This is a genomic window from Bradyrhizobium sp. CCBAU 51745 (genome assembly GCF_028128715.1).
GTDB lineage: Bacteria > Pseudomonadota > Alphaproteobacteria > Rhizobiales > Xanthobacteraceae > Bradyrhizobium > Bradyrhizobium manausense.
In genome coordinates, this window is record NZ_LBJP01000088.1 from 1 (window position 1) to 25467 (window position 25467).

A 25467-nucleotide genomic window follows, 5' to 3' on the forward strand; every position below is an offset into this window, starting at 1 on the left:
GGCCGGCACCGCGGCCGGCGTCGGCGAGAGCCGCCCGGCGGCGAAGCCCCAGCATGTCGACGGGCCGAAGGCCGTGGCCGAGGACGGGACGGCCGGCACCGCGGCCGGCGTCGGCGAGAGCCGCCCGGCGGCGGAGTCCCAACATGTCGGCGGGCCGAAGGCCGTGGCCGAGGACGGGACGGCCGATGCCCAGGCCTCGGTGAATGGGCGAGCGAAGGATCTCCCACTGACTCTCGAACGCGAGGCCGGCATCAATTCCGACACGGGTGATCGCACTCTCGCCGGTCTTACGCTTGAGCTGACCGTTCAGGCTCAGAGCGGACCGGCGACGGCGACGCTTCGCCTTTGCATGCCCGGCGTTCACTCCGAGCAGCACTAAGCCAATCCTTCGATCACCTCGTCACAGCAACCAACTGCGTGCCGGAGTCGCATCGGCTGAGACGACAGGGTGGGGCCAATGTCTCTATGACACCAAGAGCGATCGCACATTGAGTTACCGTGCGATCGCTCCTGTACGAATCTTAGCTTCCCATCCGATCAAGATTTGTGGCCACAGTAGCTTGATCCCTCTTGAGCGGCGATTCATGTTGAGTCCGTGGGCCTGATAGGTCCTTAGAAAAAAGAGCAGCAAGCCATGCGGGTCGTGGACCCGCGTGCTTCCCAGGGGCTCCGCCCCGTGGACCCGGTAGGATCAAAGTCGATGGAGTCCGAGGTCATCAAGTTTCGCATTGCCCGCGGCGACAAGACCGCACTCTTCGATGCCGCCGAGGCTGCGGGGATGACGGTTTCCGATTTGATGCGGCGGGCTGGCAAGGCGGCCATCAAAGGCAGGATCGCATCCAGGCCCATACTTGTGGACCTTGCGCACGTCCGCTCCACGGCGAATCGGCTCGACGCGCTCGCTGCGGTTACCGGTGGCGATGTTGCTAAGATCTCCGCCGAGATCAAGGCCGCTGCCGAGGCGTTGCGCGTCATCGTTCGGCGTCACCTTGAGTCCGGCCAGTGATCATCAAATCGAAGCGGATCCGAGCGCGGGGGAGTGCTCTAAAGCGAGCTATCGCGCACATTCGCGACGGAGAGGACAACGACTACGTTCTATTGGTCCGCGGCAATCTCGCGGATCTTGAGGACGCTCGCGGTGATGCTCTCCGCTTCGGTAAGCAATATTGCGTTCGGCATTGGATTCTGTCGCCGGATCAAACAATCACCTCGGCGCAGCGGGAGGAGGCGATTGATCGTCTGGCAGCGGAATTCGAGTTCGATCCGGAGTGCATCGTCGTATTCGAACATACCAAAGATCGCGCGATCGAAGGCGGTGGTTGCGCTCAGCATTTTCACGTACTTGTCCCCGAAGTCGATCCCGTCAGCGGACGCGTCATGTCGTCGGCCCATGATTATGATCGGCAATCCAAAATCGCGCGCGTGGTCGAGGTGGCGTGGGGTCATCACATCGTGGCCGCACCGCGCATGCAGAGCATCGTCGCCGCGTTGGAAGAAGAGGGCGATCTCAAGACCGCCGCGGCCCTGCAGGCGGTCACGCCGCCGGATCATGCCGCGAGCTTCAGTGAGGCAGACCACCAGCGAGCCAAGCGGAGCGGTATCGACCTTCCGCGCGTGCGGGAGATGGTCGCACAGGCGCTCGCCAGCGCGACCAGTCGCAACGATTTCGAAAACAGGTTAGCGGGCGTCGGTCTGCGGCTCAGGTCTGGCGACGAAAAGAACATCCCGATCGTCGAGACCGTCGATGGTGAACTCGTCGGGTCGCTCGCGCGGCTCGTTCGGCTCCGAAAAGCGGCGTTAGCAGAAAGGTTGACATTCAATGCAGCAGGAAAACTCAAAGCCTCGGCCGAATATCCAGCGGGCGACCTACCAATTGGTGCACAAGGTCGCAGCGCAAATCGAGCCGCTCTCGAAATTGATGCAGGGGGAGGACAATCCGAACGCCGTCGACCCGATCGACACGATGATCGAACTCCTCCAACAGACGGTCGCCGGGATCGAAGGGTTGCAAGCCAGGTTGGAGGCGTTGGAAGCCCGCCTGGACGACGCGACCGTGATGAACGCGATCAAAAGCTCCGCGCACGGTTGAAGCTCGCCGCGGGCGGCGTTCGGCACACAGGAGCGCTGCTTGATCTCCTGGGGGCGGCGCGGTGTGCAGCGTTGCCGCCGCTACAGCGAGTTATCTCGGGTCTCGATGGTGTCGTCGAGCGAGAGACGGTTGCTCTGCAGGTCTCCCAGCTTGCGGAGCCTGCGTCGCTTCTCGCCGCCCGCCGGAAAGTGAAGGAGGCGGCTTCGCTCGTCCGATCGCTTGAGGAGAAAGCCGATCGCCTCACCCAGAGCATCGCGCGCCATCCATCGCAGTCGATTTGGACGCGGTTGTTCGGCACCGCGACCGGTCCTGATCGGCGGTCACTCGAAATCCGCCTGGATGGACTGAAGGACAAAATCGCAACGGCCGGCGCTGGTCTCTCGGCCGCCCGGCTGGCATTGCGAACCGAGGAGAAGAAATTCCAGACGGCGCAAGTGCGTCACCAGGCTGCGTTGCCCGATCGGCGCGCACACGCTGACCGTCAGATAGCAGCGGCCCGATTGGCGCGCTCAATCGCCGAGAGAAGCCCTCGCTGTGCTCGATGGGGAGCAGCCCGCCTCTTTGCGATCGCGGCTGCCCTGCAAACCGCTCGGGCACGAATGCAGCATATCGATGAGCCGTGGGACGACTGGGAGCCGTCTTTCGACCTGTGGGGAATCCCTCGATTGCCGCCGCCAAAGATCTTCTGATCTCGCCCCGGGGTCGTGGCGATCGTCGAGCCTATCGCGCCACCAACCCAAGGCCGCGCCGGCGACGCGAGGGCCGCGAAGCCAAAGGCCGCCATCCGGGCAGTGCGACCGCGGCCCGCCTCCGGGACATAAAGGGCCCGGCTAGGCCGGGCCCTCGCTTTCACTCGGCCTCGTCGAGAATGTCCTGCTCGGCATCCGGGCTGTCGTTCTCGTCGTCGACGTCGTCGAGTTCGGTTGCTGCGGGTGTCGGCGGCGTCGAATCGACCCCATGGACACGGCGGAACGTCCTCGACCAGACGACAAATTCCTCGTCCATCCGGTCAAGGAGGTCGCGCCAAGCCTTGCAGTCCCGAGCGTCTACACCTTTCACGTCGACCATCGGCCGGCCATCGTCGCTAACCACATTGCCCAGCGCCTCGAAAGCTGCCGCTACTGCGTCCATTGCAGCAGCCAGCACCGCAGTGGAGTTATGGAAGCGGTCAGCCGGAGTGTCGCCTGGCCGCTGCGATTTGGACTTGCCCGGAGGCGGAAACTCGCCTCGGAGATAGGTGTCGTTGACGATGCGCTCTGAGCCGTCTTGGTTCAGCGCGACCACGCCCAACTCGTCTACCGCCCGAATTGGTCGGCCGGCTGCGTGGTCGCGCAGCGCCTGGGCAAGTTGCTGGACGCCTTGGGGCGTCTGGCGCATGGCTTCAAGGACTTCGGCCGGGGTGCGCCGATCGGGCTGTTGATTGTTCGCAGTCCCGCGGTCGCCGCTCAGTCGGCCATCAAGTACAAGCGGCAGGGCCGATCGAACGGCAAGCTCCAGCGTTGAGGGGCCGGGCTCGTCGGCGCGACCGGCCGTCATGGCCGCGCGAACTTCATCAAGTGCGGCGGCGGCGAGCGCATCCGTGTCGCGCCCGGTCGGCGCCCAATCGCCCGTGTGGACCGCCTTACCGAACCCTTTCCGCAGGTAGCGGCGGACCTGATCATGCCGAGCAGGATCCTCGACGACCGCGCGCAGGATGAGCGCGGTCGCAAGCGAATTCAAAAGACCCTGGTTTACATTCTTGCGGGTGGACTGGCTGGTCACCGCGATGCGGATCGCCTCGCGAACGTGCGGCTCGGGATTGGTGAGCAAACGCACAATATCCGCCGCTCGACGCGCCGGATCGTCGGACAGGTGCGCGGCGCGCGCCTCCTCTTTCGTAACGCTGCCGGCATAGTAGGCGGCCTGCGTCGGAGTGATGAGTTTGCGCCGCTCAAGCTCGTCCAACACCTCGTCCGCGAGCGACTCGTTCTCGGGACCTTCGCCCCACGGCGTGGGCGGGTCGACGTGGCGAAGTGCCACCAGCGACTTCAAGGCGGTCGGGAATCCGGTTGCGAAGCCGGTTTGCCCCGCATCGTGCGGCACAAAGCCCACGATGACTAGCGCGGGTACACGCTCGCAGCGCATTACCGCCAGGTCCTCCGGGCTCGCCTCGCCTGCCTGGAACGCGTCGTTGAGGCGGCGAATGTGCGCTCGAAATTTAGCGTCGGCGTCTTCGTACGGAATATCCGCTGAACGGATGCCGAGAATATCGTGATCAGCGGTGAGCCGCGATGAGCCTTCCGCCGATGTCAGGGCCGTGACTGGATCGGAATCGTCAGCATGACGATAGGTAGTCGCCACCAACCACACCGCCTCCATCACGCCCTGAGTGCGGATAGATTCGCGCCAGTCGTTGTTGGCGAGCACGTAAGACTTCGCCTGCTCAGACGCCCAAACCAGATGGTGGCGGCTCTCAATGTCGACGGCGAGTTCAGCCGTTGACCGCGGGACCCCGTCCGGCGTGCGCGGCTCGGGCACCGGCCGAAACTTCGAATCCTCCTTCCCGGTACCAGGGTCGATAGCGAATGGATGCCTGCGCGAGGGGAGAGTTCGCGGGTTGCGGGCGTCCGGCATGGCCTTGCGAGCCCAGACCGGTGTGCGGATGCCGAGCAGCTCTCCGCCGGGGACCGCGATGCGCTCAGCATTAGGATCGCTGGGCTCCCCAATGCTTTTGCGGACAGACGAGGGGTCTACAACCGCGTTGGCGATGGCGGTCGCCGCCCCGCGTGAAAGCCCAAAAGCTTCGGTCAGCTTGTCAGCGAGCGTCTTGCGAGCCGCCGCATGGGCATATTCGGGTAGCGCCTCCACCGGACGGGGGAGGACTGGTGTGTCGTTGAATTTAGCCATTGTACGGTTTCCTTGGCATGCGCGACCGGGCCAGAAGCCTGGTGGGGGGCCTCGGTCGCGACGGTTGACGTCGATCCGAGGTGCCAAGACCGTAAGGTCGTGCGCTCCCTCCTTCCGCTTACCGAGCGAAGCTCGGCGTTACCGAAGGCGGCATCAGCGGAATAGGACCTTGTCTAGGCGTACGGGACGAGAGGCGAGTGCCGGTGTCCCGCGTAACCGCCCCTTGCGCACGAAGCGCAAGGGTTGAGGGGCCCACGACGCTGAGTCGCGGTAGGTTCAATTTAGGGCAGGGCGCGCGCTGGAGTCAACGGGGAGTGGCAATCGCTCCATTGCACCTCAGAACGGGAAAAACACGGAGCCCCTGCGCCGACGGTCTTCGACTTCGTGTGTTTATTCTGCCGCTCGCCAAGCGCCTAAATTGTCCAAAAGAATCAATTGCCGTGAGCGAGTATGCGGGGCATCTCCCTTTGCGCGAGTGGTGGACCGGGCTAAAACGAACAAGAAATCGGGGTTGAGCCGGTGATTCCGTGCCGGCCATCGACGAAGGGGCAAATGGCCGACTACACCGCCTACCACAGCCAATACCTTGCGCACCGAATCACCCTCGAAGGCGTTGACGAAGATGCCTTCGCGAAGTCCCTTTCGACGGCGCGGGTGGACATGAACCCACATCAGGTCGACGCGGCGCTTTTCGCCTTGCAGCCGCCTATCCCGCGCGGCGCGATCCTCGCCGACGAGGTCGGCCTTGGAAAGACGATCGAAGCCGGGCTCGTCATCGCGCAGCGTTGGGCGGAAGGCCACCGGCGTATTCTCCTGATTGTTCCAGCTTCGCTGCGCAAGCAGTGGACCCAAGAGCTATTCGACAAGTTCGGCATCCCGGCATTCATCCTCGAAGCCAAGAGCTACAAGGAACGCCAGAAGCAGGGGCACCCGCGCCCCTTTGAGGTCGACAACCATGTGGTCGTCACCTCCTATGAGTTCGGCGCGCTGAAGGCCGACGATCTTCGAAGAACCAATTGGAGCCTCGTTATTTTTGACGAGGCTCACCGCCTGCGGAACGTCTATCGAAAGGGTGCGTCGAAACGGGCGAAGGCGCTGCGCGATGCGTTGGCTGGCACGTTCAAGCTGCTTCTCACGGCGACGCCGCTGCAAAACTCGCTTATGGAGCTTTACGGACTAGTGTCGGTCGTTGACGACAAGTTGTTCGGCGACGAGGCGAGTTTCAAGACGACGTATGGGGGCCGGCCCGACCCGGCGACCCTTCTGATCTTGCGCGATAGGCTTAGGCCGATATGCCGCCGCACCCTGCGCAAGGACGTGCAGGAGGCCGGACATATCAACTACACCAGGCGCATCCCGGTCACGTTCAAGTTCGAGCCCCACGATAACGAGGTCAAGCTCTACGAAGGTCTTTCTCTTTATCTCCAGCGCAAGGACACGATTGCCTTCGGTGAGAAGCCCAATCAGCTTATTACGCTTGTCGTCCGCAAAATCCTTGGATCCTCGACATTCGCGGTCGCGCAGACGCTCGAATCCATCCTTGTTCGCCTCAGGGCAATGCAGCGACCGAACATCGAAGACCTGTCCGACGTCGACGATGCGGACGAAATCGCTGAGGAATGGACGAACAACGACGATGCGGGCGAGGGTGCAGAAGCGAGTATTGACCCTGCCAGGCTCGAAGCCGAAATCGGCGAACTGGAAGCCTATCTCGCACTTGCGCGCAGCATCAATATCAACGCCAAGGGCGAGAAGCTCATTGGCGTTCTCGACGAGGTACTTGAGCGCATCGCCTCGCTGGGCGGCAAGCGCAAGGCAGTCATCTTTACGGAATCAGTCCGCACCCAAAAATACCTCGCGGATCTCCTCGCCGCGAACGGCTATGCCGGGCAAATCGCACTCATGAACGGCCAGAACAACGATCCGGAAAGCCAAGAGATCTATGCCGACTGGAAGGCACGCCACGAAGGTAGCGATGCCATTTCCGGCTCGAAGACGGCCGATATGAAAGCAGCGATCGTCGAAGCCTTCCGTGAAAGCAAAACCATCCTTATCGCGACTGAATCCGGAGCCGAGGGCATAAACCTCCAATTCTGTTCGCTGCTGCTGAATTTCGACCTGCCTTGGAACCCGCAGCGTGTTGAGCAGCGCATCGGCCGTTGCCACCGCTATGGGCAAGTGATCGACGTGCTGGTGGTCAATTTCCTGAATCTAAAAAACCGGGCCGAAGAACGGGTGTTTGAGCTTCTCGATAAGAAATTCAAGCTGTTCGACGGCGTGTTCGGGGCGAGCGATGAAGTCTTGGGCGCGATCGAAAGCGGCACCGACTTTGAGCGGCGCGTTTTTGAGATCCATCAGTTGGCGCGCAACAAGGATGAAATTGATGCCGAGTTCGACCGGCTGCAAGCCGAACTCGACGAACAGATCAAGGCCGATGTTGTCGATGCGCGGGGCAAGCTCATGGGCTTCTTCGATCAGGATGTTGTTCGCATCCTGAAAAGTCGCAAAGAGACCATCGACCGGATGATGAGCGAGTTCGAGGAGCGTCTCATCACCATCGCTCGGGCCGAACTGGCCGGCGCGACCTTCTCGAAGCACACGGATGGCAGCCCGATTTTCGTTCACGGCGGACAAACGTGGACGACAGGCTGGCCGCTCGCCGACGAACAGCATTGGAAGTTCTTCCGGCTGGCGGACGGCAATCTTGCTTCAACGCTCACGGCCAACGCCAAGCTCCGCACCCTGCCGATCGCGAGCCTCACATTCAATTATTCTGCCTATGAGAACGGCGTTCTGGCCAATGTGAAACAACATATCGGCCGCTCTGGTTGGCTGCGGGTATCGCGCTTGGCGGTGAGGAGTGCGAACCAGACCGTTGAGCATCTTCTTACGTCGGTTGTCGCGGATGATGGAACGATCCTCGACGATGATGTAGCTGACCGTTTGTTTCTTGTGCCGGCAACCGCGTCCACGGTGTTGGGGCTGAAACCGCCAAAGGACGCAATCGACGCCGCCGAAGCTGCCGCGCGCAAACGCCGTCTGGACGAAGCGGACCAGGCCAATGCCGAATTCCTCGCCAAAGAAACCGATAAGCTGGACAACTATGCCGACGATCTGGAAAAGGCGGCCGATGCTGAGATCAAGGAATTTGAGGACGAGATCAGAGCCAAGCGTAAAGAGCTGCGCACGGCGCCAGGGCTTTCAGTGGCGGACAAGGTGGAGAGGCAACGTGCGATCAGGAAGCTGGAAGGCCAGCGGGACGAACTGATGCTGTCAAAATTCCAGCGCAAGAAGGACATCCGTAAGGAGGTGGAGGACCTTCTCGACGCGATTCAAGCCAGCCTCAAGTTGACGCCGGAGCAGACGCCGCTCTTCACGATCCGGTGGGAAATACGCGCATGAAGTCCGTCGCAGTCAGGGCTAAAGGGTGATGGGAGTGACGATGGGACGGAATGGCGGAGCGCGACTTGAACTGACGTGGATCGGCAAGAACGATCGACCGCGCCTTGAACCTCGCATCCTGATCGAAGATGCGGAGAAGAGCTATCACGCAACCGCGAAGCGCGAAGCCGACATTTTCGACAACATGCTCGTTCAGGGCGACAACCTGCTGGCGCTGAAGGCGCTGGAGTCTGACTACGCTGGTAAGGTCAAATGCGTATATATCGATCCGCCATTCAATACGAAGCAAGCATTCGAGAACTATGACGACGGATTAGAACACTCTCTATGGCTGTCACTAATGCGAGATCGCATTAGAATCATACATCGCCTTCTTTCTGCAGCGGGATCGCTTTTTATCCACATAGATGACAATGAGCTTGGTTATCTTATTGCGCTTACCGATGAGATTTTCGGGAGAAGCAATCGTGTAAGCGTAATAACGTTCAAGCAGAGCTCGGCGTCGGGGCCGAAGGCGATCAATCCTGGGATTGTAACAACGAATAATTACATACTTTACTACGTGAAAGACAAATCAGCATGGAAGCCAAACAGGGTGTACGTAAAGAGCGAGAGGGACGATCGATATACGAAATTCATAGAGAACATATCCGACGACTACGGCGAGTGGTCGATTGTCGGACTTCGTGAAGCGTTTCTCGCGTGGTCCGGTCTCTCTACATGGAAGGCGGCACGACAGCATTATTCCGACAAACTAGAGGAAGCATTGTCGTCCTTCGTGCTGAACAACGCAGACCGTGTAATCCGAACGGCTCGCGTTGCGCCGAAAGACGTCAATGAAAATGCTCGCGAGGCGTTGGCTAAATCGCTTGGCGATACGCGAAGGGTCTATCGATCAGAACGGGCCGAAAAGGAAGACTATTATTTTATCAACGGCGAGCAGCTAATCTTTTATAAACAGAAGACAAAAGAAGTGGATGGTGAGCTTACGACGGCGAGCCCGCTTACGAACCTGTGGGATGATTTGCTGTCAAACAATTTGCACGCAGAAGGCGGCGTGTCATTCCCGAACGGAAAAAAGCCGGAAGCGCTGATAAAGCGCTGTCTTGAATTGTCGACCGAGCGCGGTGATTTGGTGCTCGACTCGTTCGCTGGTTCGGGCACGACTGGTGCCGTCGCCCACAAGATGGGGCGGCGATGGATAATGATCGAACTTGGCCCCCACGCTGTAAGCCACGTCATCCCTCGTCTTCGTGCTGTCGTTGATGGTGATGATAGAAGCGGCGTCACTGAAGCCACTGGTTGGCAAGGTGGTGGGGGCTTCCGCTTCTATCATCTTGCACCGTCCCTTCTCGAAAAGGACAAGTGGGGCAACTGGGTCATCGCCAAGGCTTACAATGCTGCCATGCTTGCCGAGGCCATGTGCCGCCACATGGGCTTCACCTATGAGCCGTCGCAGGACGTGGCCGAATACTGGAAGCATGGCCACTCCTCGGAACGAGACTTTATCTTCGTGACGACGGCGAGCCTCACGCACGATCAACTCAAAGCGATTTCGCACGACGTGCGGCCGGATCGCACCCTGCTCATTTGCTGTAAGGCATTCAACGCCCGGCTTGACGATTTCGAAAACCTGACCGTCACGAAGATTCCGCACGCGATTCTCAATCGCTGTGAGTGGGGAAGGGATGACTACAGCCTTGAGATCGCCGATCTGCCGCCCCGCGCGCTAGACAGGGGCAATGGCGACGGGAATGACAATGGGCACGCGCTCAATGGTCGCAAGCGAGGGCGCGGGAAGGCGGCCGATGGCCAGCCGACCCTTTTTGGCGAAGGGGAGGCATGAGGCATGTTGGAAGCCACGTTCGAAAGCAGGTCCGATCGCCTCATTCGGCAGATTGCCGCACGCATGTCGCTGCGGCCGCCGCAAGCGCGTTCGCTCGAAGTGCTCGCTGACGTGCTGCGGGCGATCCAGCTTCCGGCCACCGATCTTGCTGCCTCTCTACATGCCGTTCAGGCTCTCGCCGAGAGCGATCTCCGGAAGGTGGAGGATTTCGAGCGCGATTTCCCGTCGCTTTGCTTCGCGCTGGCAACCGGTGTGGGCAAGACGCGGCTGATGGGCGCATTCATCACTTATCTTTATCTCGCGCGCCGGAACGGCTCCGATCAGCCATTCTCAAAGAACTTCTTCGTGCTCGCGCCGAATACGACGATTTACAATAAGCTGCTTGAGGACTTCAAGCCGGGCACGCCGAAATATGTTTTCAAGGGGATCTCGGAGTTTGCGCAGAACCCGCCCGTTCTTGTTACTGGAGAGAATTGGGACCAAGGGCGAGGCCTAAGGCGGCAAGGCGAATTGCTGGATGCGGACGTGGTCATCAACGTCTTCAACGTCGACAAGATCAACAAGGAAGTCGGCCGCATTCGTGGGCCGCACGACGCAATCGGGGAGGAAGGGTATTACAACTATTTGGCCAGCCTGCCCGACCTAGTCTTCCTGATGGACGAGGCTCATCGCTACCGGGCGAAGGCGGGCTTCAAAGCCATCGCCGATCTGAAGCCCATGCTTGGATTGGAACTGACGGCAACGCCTAAGACAGTCGGCGCGAAGTCTAGCGACTTCAAGAACGTGATTTATCGCTATGACCTGGGCGACGCGATGTCCGACGGCTTTGTGAAGGAGCCCGCCGTCGCCACGCGCAAGGATTTCGATCCAAATTCAGTCAATGATGTGGAGCTTGAACGGATCAAACTCGAAGACGGAATCCATGCCCATGAGAACGTCAAGCTGAAGCTGCGGGACTATGCGGAGCTGACCGGCCGCCCCCTGGTGCATCCCTTCATGCTTGTAGTCGCGCAGGATACGACGCACGCTGAAGCCATCCGACGCACCATTGAAGCCCTAGGCTTCTTTGGCGGGCGCTATCAGGGTCGCGTCATTCGCGTCGATTCCGCCCTGCGCGGCGAGGAAAGCGACGAAGCGACCGCGCGGCTGGTCGCACTTGAACAGGACGGGTCCACGGAAATCGTTATCCACGTCAACAAGCTGAAAGAGGGCTGGGACGTGACCAACCTCTATACAATCGTGCCGCTGCGCGCTTCGGCATCGGATATTCTCACCGAGCAGACCTTGGGCCGGGGGCTTCGCTTGCCTTATGGCGAGCGCACGGGCGATGAGGCCGTCGATACACTTACCATCATTGCCCATGACCGCTTCGACGAAATTATCCAGAAGGCGAAGGAGCCGGGCTCCATCGTCCTCAAGTCGGTGCAAATCGGCGGTGACGGCGAAGTGTGGCGCGATGGCAAGGTTGAATTGTCATCCCCAACCGTCGTCGAGCAGATCATCGCTGGCGCTGGAGCATTCGGCGAACAGCCGCTGGCGGTGTTTCAAAGTGAGCAGGCGAAGACCGTGGCGCATGTGACGTATCAGGTCATCCGCCAGATGGAGCGCGAACTGCCCAACCTCGACCGGCTTCGCGCGCCGGAGGTGCAAGCCAAGATCGCGCAGCGGGTCGAAGAACTGACGCGCCCGATCCAGGGCACCCTTGAAGGCATCTTGGACAAGCCAGACGTTGCCAAAATCGTCGGCGCAGTGGCGACCAACATCGCCGAACACATGATTGAGATCCCCGAAATCGTCGTGCTGCCGACTGGCGACGTGACGTTCTCGTTCGCAGATTTCGATCTAGCCAATCTCGACACGATCGCGCCGCAGCCGCTGTCCGATGAAATCATGGTGCAGAACCTGCGCACCGGCGCGCGGCTGACGATAGCCCGCAACATGGCCGTCGTTCGCGAGGACCGGCTTGAGGATTACCTCGTCGTCCATCTCTTGGACTACAATCAAGTGGACTACGACGCCACTTCCGATCTTCTCTATAAGCTCGCCGGGCAAATGGTGGCGCATCTACGCTCCTACCTGTCGTCAGATGAGGACATTGAGAGCGTGCTCCTGCATCAGGGCAAGAGTCTCGCGCAGTTCATCTTCCGGCAGATGATGGCAGACGGCCATTACGTCGAGACGCCGACAAAATATCGCGCGCGGGTTTCAAAGGGCTTTCAGGTGCTGCAAAGCATCAATTTCCGGGTCTCCGACGCCAAGGCAGTGCGTGATTTCCGAGCGCCTGTCGTGCCGCCAAGCGACACGCGGCGCTATGTCTATGGCAGCTTCAAGCGATGCCTCTATGAGCATCAAAGCTTCCAGTCCGACGAAGAACGGCGCTTCGCAGTCTTGATCGATTCCAATCATGAGCCGGACGTGCTGCGGTGGGTGAAACCGGGCAGCAAGCAATTTCAAATCGAGTTCCGGCGCGGGGAGCGTTATGAGCCCGATTTCGTGGTGGAAACGAAAGCCGAGAAGCTCATTGTGGAAATCAAGGCGCGGCGCGACCTTGAGGACGAGACGGTGAGGGCCAAAGCGAAGGCCGCTCGGACATGGGTGGGGCATGCCAACGATCATGCCAAAACCTATGGCGGCAAGCCGTGGCGCTACGTGCTCATCCCACATGATGCGATGCTGGAAAACGTCACCTTGGCGGGGCTGACCGGGAGGTTTGCGCAAACGGCCATCGTGGAAGCGACCGTGCCTGCCTAGAAGCTGCCGCAAGCGGGTCGCCAATCTTTCGGCGCATGCTACACCCCAGCTATTTAACAAGATGGCCGCTGTCGTCGGCAGAAAGGTCACTTCCAGGCGTAACCTGGTTTCAGACGACCGTTTGCCATTCGAGCACTGGCGGACGCTCCTGGACGCGCTGGCACCGACCGCGGTCCGGCCCTGCGCATCCGGATGGGCGTTGGTCCATCTCAGATCGAACGACGCCGCTTGCCGAGGGATAAGCCGGCTTTGGCGAACGGAGTCACCGAGGGCAGCCTGTGAGCCTTAGCGGACAATGAAGTCGCCAAGGGCGGCCTCGTCGGCAGGCGGTTGCCGTCTCATAAAGCGTCGATCGGACCGAGCAACTTTGGGATGAACTCTGGCCTCAGATTCGGAACACATACTCGAAGAAGCGCCGCCGAAATCTTCGAGATTACAGGTTCGTGGTGGCGGAGCGTACGGATATCACCGCCTGCTTGTTGAAATTCTTCGAAGACGACGAGGGCAGAGTGATACTTCGGATGATCCGATCGGATCCGCTTCCGGTTCTCGGCCGCATTTTTCTCAGTGTGGCGGTTCGTGAGACTGAAATGTGTTGCCAACCCCTCCTCAAGGCAGGTTGCTGCATGGACGGGCGAGAGCAGATGCACGACTTCGTGCGCCAGCTCGAGCAGCGCGCAGTCGATGTCGAACTCCGATCCCGAGCTTAGGCGGATGAATACCTTGTCGGTGTCGCCGAGGAAACGCACGCCAGGCGGCCCGGCGTCGCCGATCTGAACGCCGATCGGCGTCCATTGCCGAAGTCGGGGACCGAAGCGCCGCTCCGCCTCTTCGAGAAGGTCTCCCAAGTAGGTGGTGAGGGTCCACTCGCTGCCTTTTCCGTAGAACACGGAACGCTGCGGCATGCTCATCTCTCCAGCTCCATTCGCACTTTTGGGTCCCTAGTCCGTCCTTTTTTAAGTGGTAGCAGCGTATACTGAGGGTTTCAAACGTTGCGGCACTTCATCACTCTCAACTACACACCGGGGATTGCGGCGGTGGCCTTCGCACTCTCCGGCCGGGTCTCCGAGAAGTAGATACTGGTCAGATCACCATAGCCGTGCCGCGGCCTGATGAATTTCGCCTCGATGAACTTCAACCGCCCGCTCTTAAAGTCGGCTTGCAAGGCCCAGTATGCAGCCTCGGGTAGATAGGCGGAGAATAATCCTCGATCCTTGCCGAGCCGCATGTTGAGTAAAAAGGGTCTTTCCGGAACGGTCTGCCCCTTACCGATGCGCGGCCAGACCTTTTCGTCAGGATCATCGACACAGTCGTATTGGCGCGAGCACATGAGCGAGCAGGTCACTTCCTTGCCGAGATGCTTGGGCACGTTGGGCGTTATTGCGACGATGTCGCAAAGCACATCGGTGAGGGCTTCGTCGGAGACGCCATCGCCGTGGTTGCCCACATAGTAACTTACCGTCACCGATTTCACAGTCGCGAGTAGCGTGTGCTCGAGCTCCGGCGGCAGTTTGCGCTTGCGCTCTCGTTTCTTTTTGGTCACCTCATCACTCTCTCCAGCTCATGACTTCCGCATATGGAGCATTGCCGGCCTTTCTGGGCGGTCCGCCGACGGTCGGCTTATGATCCCGGCTGTGTGAAAACGCATCGGCCATGCCGATCCAGCCGCTTGAAAATGGACCCGGCTACCTCGCCGTGGACCGGATCACGCCGTTGCCTGGACGCTGTCAAATTGACGGAGTATGCCTGGCGCCATCGGTGGAACGTCCAGCCGCGCGGTCACGTTGGCCGCTCCGCGCTCATTAAAGTCGATCGTGTATCGCCGCCCCCCTTGCTCCGGTGTGCTGAGCATCCGTCGACAAAGCAAATCGGCGAGGGCTTCATCCTCGACCGCCACGACAACCTGGCGCCCAGCCTGTCGGAACGACGAAAGAACTTCGACAAGCTGTAGTGCTCTGAAGTCGTCAATGTGTTGAACGGGATCGTCCAACATGAGCGTTTCCCATCGGGACCACGGTCTAGCCAGATGGACCGACAGAAGAAAAGCGAGACCCGCGGCTCGCCTCTGACCGCTACTGAAGACGAATTGCGGATTGAGGTCGTCGCCTACCTTCAGACTGAGGAAGCGTCGAACATCGCCACGGATGCTGTAGTCGATGCTGCGCCAGTTCGCGTGCGGGCGGAGCCGCTGATAAATCTCGTTCAGCAGCGGGCTGATGCGGGCAAGCCGCTCATCAACAATTTCGCCCGCCGAACGCCGAACGCTCTTCTCTAGTGATTTGGCTGCCGCCACCGCACTTTGAGCGCGCGCGAGTTCGTCTGCAGCAGCGTCGGCTTGGCGCCGCAAAAGCGAAACTCGCGCATCAACCGAGGTCAAGGCCTCGACGGCCCGCGACGCCTCCAAGGCGTTGAGCGCACGCTCCAGCTCGACCAACTGCTCGCGCTCGTCCAGCGCTTCCCGGTCAAGCGCGCTCGGGTTCGCCGCGTTGGTTGGATCCAGCCCATAGCGTTCGAAGATCTCGATATGGGCCTCCTCTCGCGACCGAAGAGCCCGCAACTGTTGCTCGATTGCATCCCAGGCAGCTTGCGCTTCGGCAACTTGCTGTTCCGCCCGACTGGCCGCCTGACGGGCGCTGGCGAGATTGTCCCGCGCGGAATTCACGCCCTCGGCAAGCTGATCGATCCGCGCCCGGGCACTCTGGATGCCCGCAGCGAATTCGGCGTTAGTCCGCGTTGCCGCGCAAAGCGGACAATGCTCGTCGTGGAGGCCCAGCGCCTCGCCGTGTTCTACCAAGATGGACAACGAAGCGGCAATTTCATTCGCCCTCGCCTCAACGTCATAGGCGCGCTGCGCCAGTTCCAACTCGGCCTTGAGGCGATCAAAGTTGGATCGTGCAGTTTCCAACGCCGCATTCGCCTCCTCTCTGCGGGCCACCTCGTCTGATGAATCAAGCGCCCTTTGGTGCGCTGCGATTTCATGTCCCTCGAAGGCAGCAATGCCGAGACCTTCGAGGCGCCTACGTCGATCGGGAAGCGTTCGCTGAGCGAGGTCGATCCTCTGCGCAAGTTCTCCGCCCGTCGGCGGGATGACCCGATCGAGCACCGCCATCGCCGTGGAAATGTCGCCGCTCCGGTTCGCTGCGTCATTTGCTTCCGACAGTTGCACAAGCCCGCCTTGCAGTATCGACCGGGCCTGTTGATAGGATTCTTCAACGCGGCCGCAGGCCGCCTCCGCGAGTGTAACCACGGCCTTCGCCTTAGCCGCGAGGTCGGCGCCCTCGACGGACCCAAGGGCCGCGCGAACCAGATCGAACCGTTGCGTTTCGCTCAGATCGAGACTGAGGCTCGCGATCCACTCGTCCCTGATGACCGAGGTTTTGCAGAGCTGCCTAAGCGGATCGTCGGGGGCCGCACCCTGACAGAGCTGGTTTTCGATTTCGCTCGGCTTCTTATCAGCGCCACCGTCGCGAGTGCGTGTGATGGAAAACGTTTTTCCGTCCCGATCGACAAAGGACGCAGTCACATAGTGGCTGGCCGGTGAACCGTCACCCCGCCACCATATGTAGTCACGAACCGACTCCTTTGAGGCCGACTCCACCGTGTATTTCGCAATCTCGCCGAGAATAGCGAACTCGACAGCGTCACAGAGCGTGCTTTTGCCCACCCCATTGCGCCCGGTGATGACGGTGAAGCCCCGTCCGAAGTCGACACGGACCTTTTCGCGAAACCCGCGGAACCCGCAAACTTCAACGTAGTCGAGCTTCATGTCGGACTCCCCAATATTTCGGCGACGTCCTCTGGCCGCAGATCTCCCAAGAAGGCGTTCAGCGCCTCGACCGGAACGTCTTTGGCGCGAGAGCGCAATCGGTCGGCGATGTCATCGCTTTCGAGAAGCGGCTTAGCCTTGATCGGGGTTAGGGGCATCAGCACGTTCGTCACGTCTTCTGCCGTTTGAATCGCGGTTCGTGCGATTTTTCGCGTGAGAGCGAAGTTCTCCTCCAGCTTCTCGACCTGGTGCTGGAGGGTTGGCGCCAGCTCGGAGGTCAAAAACACAGAGTAGACGTTCCATGCCTTGGCCCCGCCCGCCCGCAGTGCCGCCGCGTGCCGCGCCAGAATTCGCTGCTGGGCCGCTTGCCAAGTATCCAGCAGCTCTTTAGCGCTGCCGAAGACGTGCACGAAGCCGACCACCGTCGCGCTCTCGAAGCAGATCACGGGTGGAGACGTGCCGGTCCATGGCCAGGTCTCATAACCAGCCCCACGAAGGACGACCTCGGACTGTGTGCCTATGTCCATCAGATGCCCAACTCCGACCTCGCGCCGTCAAGATCGTACCAGTCGCCCATCCCTGTCGGACGGATAAAGCTACCGGCAGACCCCGGCCGAACGACGCTTCCTGGCAGGGGTAGGTTAGTAGCACCGGCCGCCACGACAATATCCGTTGCAGAGATCGCAGGTGCTTCAATAAATTTGGTGCGGAGCTGGTTGAGAACCGCACCCGCGCCATTCACGACCCGAATTGATCGGCCGGCGAGATCGTAGCCCAAGCCTGTCGGGGCTGCTCCAGCCTGCCTGAGCAGCAGATGGAAAACCCCTAGGATCTCACACTGGCTCGGCTTTGACCTGCTGGCCGGCTGTCCCGCAGGAACTCCTTCAGCGTCGCGCCTTAGATTATACAGTGTCTCGTTGTCGAAGTCCGGCGGTTCCAGCCATGCAGGATCACAAGCCACTCCGGTCGAAGCCTCAAATGCCTGCTTGCCGGCAGCAAGAACACCACGAAGGTAATTCCTGGAAAAGTCCTTTCTAAGCTCAGCCAGCGCCTCTGCTCCAGATTCCTGCACGTGCGTAAATTGGACCTGTTGCCCGTTGGCTAAGGCCCATAGGTCCGGGGCTTTAGCTTGGAGCGCCGCCGGAGCCGCCAAGTCAATTACTGTGACAGAAAGTGGAGCAAGCCCGTCCAGGACCGTGCCCAACAGGATGTTCAGATAGGCCCAGTCCGACCAGAAGCCGACCACCAGCAGGTCCTTCTGCCGGAGGTTTGCCGCCATCCACGTTTTGCTCTTCGCAATACGATCTGCGATCGGCGGTTCGGCCAATTGCGACGGAGCCCATACCGTCGCCAGCCGATCACGCGTCGCGCATCCGTGAAACTTCAAGAGCGGACTTTGAGTCCGAGATCGAGTGGTCGCCTCGTCTCCGTCGAGCGAATTTTGAAAATCAAACCCGTTCGCAACAGCGGACTGCTCGATCAACGTGTCGTAGTTGGCGGACAGGGCGGCGACGGCTGCTCGCGTGACAAGGAAATCCGCTACCGCAGCGTGGCCAGCATTGGGTGGCTTCACGAACATCTGCCAAGGCACAAGACTTTCGATGAACACCGACTGGAGCGTCTGAAGGTCGACGAAGTGCTGCGCGAAGGCTTCCAGATCGTGGCGCATAATCGGATTGCAGGTGGGGTCCGTCTCTACAATATACTTGTCGAAACTAGCTTCAGCTACCCGCCACGCCGCCGGAAGGTTGCTTGGCGCCGCCATGGAGAGGCCAGCGCCGCAAATAATTACCAGCCGTCCTGCATGCATTGACGCGAGCAATTTCGTTTTGATCTCCGCTTCCAATAGCTTGCCTCGTTCCGATCGGTTGGCCTATCTACCTCGGTTGTAAACGTTGGCGATACGAATGCCACGCCTTTAGCAAGATCAGTCCTCGGTGAATCCGATCGCGGGAAGCTCTCTCACATTTTTTAGATGGAGAGCCGTCAAAAAGGCCACCTAAAAAATAGCTTACCATGAGGTTTGGTGTCGTGCTGGCCGCGAGCTCATGGTCCAGTCGTATGCCGAAGGAAACGAATTTCCTGCGCATCGCCCCCCTGCCAATCCCGCCCTCGCTCATGGCCTGGACCGGATCGCGTGGGTGACCGAGATGATGTAAGGATATCTGACAGACGAAAGCCCGACAGCCCTGAACCTCGGAAACACGATCACACGCGAGAACGAGCAACCGGGATTAGCGTGCTAAATTACGAAAGATTTCCGCCAACGGAAGCCATTTATCGACAATCGCCGCGATCAAACCGATGATGAGTAGCGCGATCAGCCAATCCTTCCAGCGCGTCAAGCGCTTCAGGTGCCTTCTATAGCGGTCCGAGCCGATCTTGAGGCGCTGCATTTCGTCGGTCGTAGCAGATCTGAATTCTTCGAACTCGGCTCGCGTAGTGCTGAGTTCGTTCAGGGTGTTCTCAAGCCGCTCGGCAGTTTCACTGTAGTCCGCGTACAATTTCGAAAAGCTGTCTTGCAGTCGATAATGAAGCAGCACGGCGCGCTGCTGCGCGATCAGCGCTCGGGCGAGCTGGACTTGCTGGCGCTTGTTGTCGAAAGGATCTTCCGGCGTATCATCCATCGTGAACTCACGAAGTAGCGTGTTTCAGAGAACTTCTCAGAACAACCAATTCCACGCCGGCAGCAATGTCTTCTGCACTGGCACGCCTATTGATGCTCATCGCCAGTTGTGCCGCCAATCTAGCGACCTGATCCGATGACGGCTGAATTCCCCTATCGACATAGTACTTCGTCAACGCTTTCGCGCACTCTTCGGTGAAGGCTTCATCCGAGGATCTTAGCTTGTCGTAATCGGCGAACCATTTCTCGATCCCCCGGGGAAGTTGATCCAAAATCTCCTTCTGCAAATCTACTTTGCAGAACTCGCAAAACGTTACGATATTCGCGATCGTCCAAGGGTGAGGGTCGTCTGGACGGAGCAGTCTGCTTACGGCAGCCTGCGAGGTTTGCAGCGCGCTCGCCAATTGGGTTTGCGTAAAGTTCCCAGTCTCTTTCACGCGCTTCCATATTCGAGCAATCTCGCCCCGAATGAGCCTTGCTATTTGCTCGTCGTATGGCGTGGGACCGAGTCCGGGGTCGGCTCCAATGGCGGGAACACGATCAGTGGATTGGGACTTAGGTTCCATATTACCACCCTCATTCTATTCGGTTACATAAGATCTATCCAAACATGCTATATTCCATAACAAATTCAATGACTAGGTCTGCGCCAAACTTTATTCACAATTATAATTTCTATTCAGTAAGATAGATTTTCATCAGAGGAGACGTCGTGATGAGTGCAATGTTTTCCCGATTCTTCACAACCGGCGTAGCGCTGCTTGCCATGGGAGGCGCGAGCTTTGCCGAGGGTCCCGACGCAATCGTCGCGCCTAGCGTTCGCGAAACCGAATCGAAGATGCAGGGGCAGTTGGATCGGAAGGCTGACGAAGCGAGGGCAGAGTCCACGGCGCGATCCCAGAAATCGAGCGCATACATCCGCGATGAGGAAGCGCAGGCGAAGAGCGCGAAGGATGGCCGGTACGAAATCCTCATGAATACCGACCGCACGGGCTTCAAGATGGACGTGCCCGAGTTGACTGTCGGCGACGAGGAAACCCGCATTCCCACCATTCATACCAAGATGGATACAACGAGCTTCAATGTCCCGGTTCCTGCGCAGTGCAAGGTGGGCTCCTGGAAGATTCCCGAATTTCGTGATCTGCGCATCACCTTCAAAGAGCAAGACATCCTGGCTCCGTGTCTGTCCACCAAACAGGTGAAGATGGACCTCCCCCAATTCACGGCGGGCGAGACGACCATCAGGCTTCCCACCTTCAAGGTGGAGATGAAGACGCGCGAATTCTCCCTCAACTTGCCTCAGTTCACCGAGCGCACGCCTGATCACGAAATGCGCAAGCACGAAGAACACATCGCCGAAGAGAAATCGCGACTCCAACAGGATCTCTCGTCGATGGAGGACAAGTACCGCAAGGCGGCACTCGAAGAGCTGACGGCGACGTGGCAGCAGGGACGCGACAACGCCACGCGCGAGCTGGATTCCGCAGAACGTTCTGCGACCGAAAAGCTTAAGACCGCCCGCGCCGATCTAGAGACCAAGTCAGCGGCCGCTATGTCGGCGCTGCGTGGCGCTGGAGCGACTGCGGAAACCATCGACGGCTTCAGCCGACAGATCGATCTTGCCCGCCAGGCGATGGATCGCGCGGAGGCCAACACGCACGACCTCTTTGAAAGCAAGAAGAAGGAGCTGAATGCCTCCTTCGACGAGATGAAGCAGCGGTACCTCGGGCAACAGCAGAGCGCGATGTAACCGGGCTGCGGTTGTAGACAAATGCAAACGGAGAGAATGCGATGAACTCGCGAATTTTCCTAGTGGCGTTGCTCGCTTCCACCATGTTGACCTCACCTGGAGGTTCAGCTCACAGTATGGAGCTGAACACCCAGATCCAAGTCATTAAGGAAGCCGTCGAGCTCATCCGCTTCGCACTTGATATCAAGGAGCAGTATGAAGAGGTCGAAAAGCTGGATCATGTCGGTCCTTCCCTCGGGCAAGCCCAGGCGAATCTCGACGAGCTTGCGAAGCGCGCGGCGTCGTTCAAACCGCAAGAATACGTGAAGCCTCCGAAGCTTGACGGCGCCGACGTATTCTCCACGGACAAGCAGGTTCGCGAGCGCACCCGAAATGGGTGGGACCGCTTTCTCGAAGACGACGAGAACGAGATCGCCCGATTGAAGGAGCGTCGATCCCAACAGCAAGAAGCTCTCGATCGCTATCGGGACCGGGAGAACGCGCTCGACAAGGCGGAAAAGGCTTTGGAGAAGGCGCTGGCGGACAAACCGGCGTCGGGCGTGTTTAAGGAAGACCTCGGGTTCGCTTGGTACGATGTCGCCGTAGAAGCGAAGCCGAGAATGTCGGGCATCGTCTCCGACTATGAGCGGATCGTGCGCGACTACGACCGGATCATCACCAGACGACAGGTCGAGCATGAGGCTCACGTCAGCACCGGTGCTGCGGTGCGAGCGATGCAAGGCTCGGACGAAGCCAAAGTCGACAGCTCGGATTCCACGAACGCGGCCAAACCGCCTGTTTCGCCGGGAGCGAGGTTCAACGTGAATACTGCCATCAAGCAGGCCGTCGCCGGACCTGGTGCAACGCCACTTTCGCAGGCTGAAGCGAGCAGGCACAGCATCGGCAAGATGAGGGACGAGCGTGCCAGGGCCGAAGTGCAGACGCAGCAGGCCCAAAGGTCGACGCGGACCACCACTGCGGGCCCTGGCGGCGCGGCACCTTCCGAGGGCGGGGCTGGAAATGGCGCGGGCGGCGGTGGCAACGGCGCGGGCGGTCGTGGCAACGGCGGCAATGCTGATGGAGCCGACTTGAGCTATATCTACACTTACCCGAACAAGAAATAATCAGACGTCGGCCGGCGGCTTCTGCCGCTGGGCCGGACTGTAAGCGATCCGCGTTGCGGTCGAAGCATCATTTGCTCGGGTGGCGGGTCTCGCGATCATGCCCGCCGCATCCGCCGCGATCCAAGCCTTTTTATGTGCCCGGTGAGCGTGCAAGACGCGCGAGGTGTGCACCACTGCGGTCATCGCTTGAAGTGTTGATCAGCTTCGTCACGTCTAAGGGACGGCCAGCGTAGCTTCGGCCTCCGGCATGTTGACCTAAAGTTATCTAGGTTCGTGCGGCGGCCCGGAGCGTTTGTTGGGCCCGCAGCATCAGCAAGTCGGCCTTGTGGACCTCTAAATATTCGTGGGGAGAACTGGCAGATAGTGCATGTAGACGACTTAGCTTCCCACCGCGGTTTGCGCCCCGGCAGCCGAGAGATCATGATCCTTTGCCACGCTTGCGAGGACCGTTACCGGACCGCTTGCGAGAAGGTCGTCCTTGAGACGACATAGCAACCACGACAGAGGACTCTAAACATGAATCCGGAATTCACGTTCGAACGCAAGGCCCCTGCGAAGTACATCGCCCACACCAGCCAGGACGAGCAGATCGTGACTATCCCCGATCAGGTCATTCAAAATCAGAAGGCATTCGACAACAAGCCGTTCCCCGCGATTTTCCGTACCCCCGGCGGCGACAAAGAGCACATTGTCTGGCTCGACGGCTCCGCCTACGATATCCACAGCAACCGCAGTCTCGTTCCTGTCGTCAAGGACTGGCGCCAGCGGGTCAACTACGAAGTCCGCGAACGGCTCGTTGATGACCTGCTCGCGGCAGGTTACGAAATCTCGCTCTCCGATCCCGGAATCGAAGACTACGTCAGCCGCAAGGGCGGACGCGAGAAGCTGTTGTCGATGCTCGACGACGTCGATGAAATCGACATGTACGTCTACCAAGTCGGCAAGCGCGAACACTTCGCTTGGATTTACATCATTAACTGGAACTCGGGTGCCGACGTGATCGGAGACTGCACCGAGAACATGAGCAAGATCACCAATCGGGTGTGCAAGTGGGCTGAGAAGAAATTCGGAACCAATCCGCGCCTCCGGCTGCCGTCTTAATCCCCAAATGAACGCCCCGCCGGCGGCGCTGGATGCGCTCAGCCATGTTTGTTTCCTGGACAGGAGACTCCGGCGCGAGCGCGATCCGATAGAATCAGAGGTCAGGGGCCGCCCAAGGTACGCGGCCGGTGCGTGGAGCGTCTTGCTAGTTCTCGCCATTCCGGACGCCGGGTCCTTCGAGGCAGCGTTGACAAGTTAACACACGTATGTACACGTTTTATATCGAGCGAGCCTAAAATCTTAAATAAATCAAAGGCAAGGTACGGGACTGGGGTTCGTTACCACTCTCTCCGCCAGCCCGCACATCCCAGCGAGTATGGACTTTCTGCATCGCGTTTGGCCTTCGTTCTCGGCAAGCAATTGCGGGCCGTTTTCGAGAGCTGGCAAACGTGCAATGCACGCCAAGGCGCTCAAGCCCGACGCATTGACAGCTGCAATGCCCAATCGCAATCTCAATCGCAATCTTGCCCCAGGCGTCTTTGGCGCAGCCTAACCGCGCCGAGACAATTCACAGGGAGTTCCGACAGTGAACAGATCAACCCTGCTCGCCGGCGTCTGCGCTTTGGCGCTGGCTGCGGCCTCGCCCGTATCAGCCAAAACCCTGATTTTCTGCTCGGAAGGCAGCCCGGAGAACTTCTATCCCGGCGTCAACACCACAGGCACGTCGTTCGACGGCAACGAGCCGATCTACAATCGCATTGTCGAGTTCGAGCGTGGCGGCACGAAGGTGGTGCCGGCACTCGCTGAGAAGTGGACGATCTCGCCTGACGGCACCACCTATACTTTCGAGCTGCGCAAGGGCGTGAAGTGGCATTCGACGTCCAAATCGTTCAAGCCGACGCGGGACTTCAATGCCGACGACATCATCTTCTCGATCGAGCGGCAGTGGAAAGAGGATAATCCGTACTTCAAGGTCACCAGTTCGAACCATTCCTATTTCGGCGACATGGGGATGCCGAAATTGTTGAAGTCGGTCGAGAAGGTCGATGACTACACCGTCAAGGTGACGCTCAACCGGCCGGAAGCTCCATTCCTTGCCGATCTCGCGATGGCTTTCGCGGCCATTCAGTCGAAGGAATATGCGGACGCAATGCTGAAGGCCGGCACGCCCGAAAAGATCGATCAGGATCCGATCGGGACCGGACCGTTCTATCTGGTGCAGTATCAGAAGGACGCCGTGATCCGATACAAGGCCTTCCCCGCGTTCTGGGGCGGCAAGGCGAAGATCGACGACCTCGTCTACTCGATCACGCCGGATTCATCCGTTCGCTGGGCCAAGCTTCAGAAGGGCGAATGCGACGTGATGCCCTATCCGAACCCGGCCGACATCGACGCGATGAGGAAGGATCCGAACGTGACCGTCCTGGAGCAGCCGGGCCTCAATGTCGGCTATCTGGCCTTCCAGACGCAGAAGAAGCCCTTCGACGACGTGCGCGTGCGCAAGGCCATCAGCATGGCCATCGACAAGAAAGCGATCATCGACGCCGTCTATCTGTCGACCGGCATCGCGGCCAAGAATCCCATCCCACCCTCGATGTGGTCCTATAACGACGAGGTCAAGGACGATCCCTATGATCCGGAGGCGGCCAAGAAGCTCCTGGCCGACGCAGGATTTCCGAATGGCTTCGAAACCGACCTGTGGGCCATGCCGGTGCAGCGGCCCTACAATCCGAACGCCAAGCGCATTGCCGAACTGATGCAGGCCGACCTCGCCAAGATCGGCGTCAAGGCCGAAATCAAATCGTTTGAATGGGGCGAATACCGCAAGCGAATGCAGGCCGGTGAACATCAGATGGGCATGCTGGGCTGGACCGGCGACAACGGCGATCCTGACAACTTCCTGCACACCTTGCTGGGCTGCGATTCCGCGCAAACGGCATCCGGCGGAAACATTGCCAAGTTCTGCTACAAGCCGTTCGACGATCTGGTCGTGAAGGCCAAGACCATCAGTGATCAGGCCGAGCGGACCAAGCTGTACGAGCAGGCGCAGGTGGTCTTCAAGGAGCAGGCGCCGTGGTTCACCATCGCGCATGCCGTGCAGTTGAAGCCCGTGACCAAGAGAGTGATTGACTTCAAGCTGTCGCCGTTCGGTCGCCACACCTTCTACGGCGTCGACGTCAAGGAATAGCAGGAGACAAGGGCGGAGC

Annotated in this window: 18 protein-coding genes; 10 read left to right on the forward strand and 8 right to left on the reverse strand. The window is 59.6% G+C overall.

Going from position 1 to position 25467, the window contains the following annotated elements:
- The 3 genes from XH98_RS29080 to XH98_RS29090 form a co-directional block, all read left to right on the forward strand.
- The coding region (locus XH98_RS29080) for a hypothetical protein (protein WP_271620649.1) at positions 1 to 379 on the forward strand (379 nt) is incomplete at its 5' end.
- A 321-nt stretch (positions 380 to 700) separates the two neighbouring features.
- Positions 701 to 1006 carry a hypothetical protein gene (locus tag XH98_RS29085; RefSeq protein WP_271620650.1) on the forward strand — a complete coding sequence of 102 codons (306 nt, stop codon included), beginning with the start codon at positions 701 to 703 and terminating at the stop codon, positions 1004 to 1006.
- On the forward strand, positions 1003 to 2778 hold the full coding sequence (locus tag XH98_RS29090; RefSeq protein WP_271620651.1) for a relaxase/mobilization nuclease domain-containing protein: 1776 nt from the start codon (positions 1003 to 1005) through the stop codon (positions 2776 to 2778). Before XH98_RS29085 ends, XH98_RS29090 begins: the two co-directional genes overlap by 4 nt.
- Before the next feature lie 160 nt (positions 2779 to 2938).
- Here XH98_RS29090 and XH98_RS29095 read toward each other — a convergent pair whose 3' ends face one another.
- On the reverse strand, positions 2939 to 4975 hold the full coding sequence (locus XH98_RS29095) for a hypothetical protein (RefSeq protein ID WP_271620652.1): 2037 nt from the start codon (positions 4973 to 4975) through the stop codon (positions 2939 to 2941).
- A 552-nt stretch (positions 4976 to 5527) separates the two neighbouring features.
- Between XH98_RS29095 and XH98_RS29100 the strand changes: the two genes are divergently transcribed.
- From XH98_RS29100 to XH98_RS29110, 3 genes are read left to right on the forward strand one after another with little or no spacing between them, the layout of a single operon-like run.
- Positions 5528 to 8377 carry an SNF2-related protein gene (locus tag XH98_RS29100; RefSeq protein ID WP_271620653.1) on the forward strand — a complete coding sequence of 950 codons (2850 nt, stop codon included), beginning with the start codon at positions 5528 to 5530 and terminating at the stop codon, positions 8375 to 8377.
- A 40-nt stretch (positions 8378 to 8417) separates the two neighbouring features.
- Positions 8418 to 10223, forward strand: coding sequence for a site-specific DNA-methyltransferase (locus XH98_RS29105; protein ID WP_271620654.1), 1806 nt, complete (start codon positions 8418 to 8420; stop codon positions 10221 to 10223).
- Positions 10224 to 10226: 3 nt separating this feature from the next.
- Complete coding sequence (locus XH98_RS29110; protein ID WP_271620655.1) at positions 10227 to 12974, forward strand: DEAD/DEAH box helicase family protein; 2748 nt, start codon at positions 10227 to 10229, stop codon at positions 12972 to 12974.
- A 338-nt stretch (positions 12975 to 13312) separates the two neighbouring features.
- Here the strand turns inward: XH98_RS29110 and XH98_RS29115 are convergent, their stop codons facing one another.
- The 7 genes from XH98_RS29115 to XH98_RS29145 all read right to left on the reverse strand — a co-directional run bounded on the left by XH98_RS29115 (position 13313) and on the right by XH98_RS29145 (position 19932).
- A complete protein-coding gene (locus XH98_RS29115; protein ID WP_271620656.1) occupies positions 13313 to 13885 on the reverse strand; it encodes a hypothetical protein in 573 nt (190 codons plus the stop codon).
- Between the two features lie 104 nt (positions 13886 to 13989).
- Positions 13990 to 14517: a hypothetical protein gene (locus XH98_RS29120; RefSeq protein WP_271620657.1), complete on the reverse strand. Its 528-nt coding sequence runs from the start codon at positions 14515 to 14517 to the stop codon at positions 13990 to 13992.
- Between the two features lie 162 nt (positions 14518 to 14679).
- Complete coding sequence (locus XH98_RS29125; RefSeq protein WP_271620658.1) at positions 14680 to 16740, reverse strand: AAA family ATPase; 2061 nt, start codon at positions 16738 to 16740, stop codon at positions 14680 to 14682.
- Positions 16737 to 17267, reverse strand: a complete 531-nt coding sequence (locus XH98_RS29130; RefSeq protein WP_271620659.1) for a hypothetical protein — start codon at positions 17265 to 17267, stop codon at positions 16737 to 16739. The genes XH98_RS29125 and XH98_RS29130 overlap by 4 nt, the downstream gene beginning before the upstream one ends.
- A complete protein-coding gene (locus tag XH98_RS29135) occupies positions 17267 to 18586 on the reverse strand; it encodes an SIR2 family protein (RefSeq protein ID WP_271620660.1) in 1320 nt (439 codons plus the stop codon). Before XH98_RS29135 ends, XH98_RS29130 begins: the two co-directional genes overlap by 1 nt.
- Positions 18587 to 18974: 388 nt before the next feature.
- Entirely contained in the window at positions 18975 to 19367 is a 393-nt protein-coding gene (locus tag XH98_RS29140) for a hypothetical protein (RefSeq protein ID WP_271620661.1), read from the reverse strand.
- 7 nt (positions 19368 to 19374) lie between these two features.
- Positions 19375 to 19932, reverse strand: coding sequence for a hypothetical protein (locus tag XH98_RS29145; RefSeq protein WP_271620662.1), 558 nt, complete (start codon positions 19930 to 19932; stop codon positions 19375 to 19377).
- A gap of 149 nt (positions 19933 to 20081) precedes the next feature.
- Between XH98_RS29145 and XH98_RS29150 the strand changes: the two genes are divergently transcribed.
- The 4 genes from XH98_RS29150 (at position 20082) to XH98_RS29165 (ending at position 25448) form a co-directional block, all read left to right on the forward strand.
- On the forward strand, positions 20082 to 21116 hold the full coding sequence (locus XH98_RS29150; RefSeq protein ID WP_271620663.1) for a hypothetical protein: 1035 nt from the start codon (positions 20082 to 20084) through the stop codon (positions 21114 to 21116).
- Between the two features lie 116 nt (positions 21117 to 21232).
- Positions 21233 to 22219, forward strand: coding sequence for a hypothetical protein (locus XH98_RS29155; RefSeq protein ID WP_271620664.1), 987 nt, complete (start codon positions 21233 to 21235; stop codon positions 22217 to 22219).
- A gap of 516 nt (positions 22220 to 22735) precedes the next feature.
- Positions 22736 to 23320, forward strand: coding sequence for a hypothetical protein (locus XH98_RS29160; protein ID WP_271620665.1), 585 nt, complete (start codon positions 22736 to 22738; stop codon positions 23318 to 23320).
- 526 nt (positions 23321 to 23846) lie between these two features.
- Positions 23847 to 25448 (forward strand): ABC transporter substrate-binding protein, encoded by a 1602-nt coding sequence (locus XH98_RS29165; RefSeq protein WP_271620666.1) that lies wholly within the window; start codon positions 23847 to 23849, stop codon positions 25446 to 25448.
- Positions 25449 to 25467 lie beyond the last annotated feature (19 nt).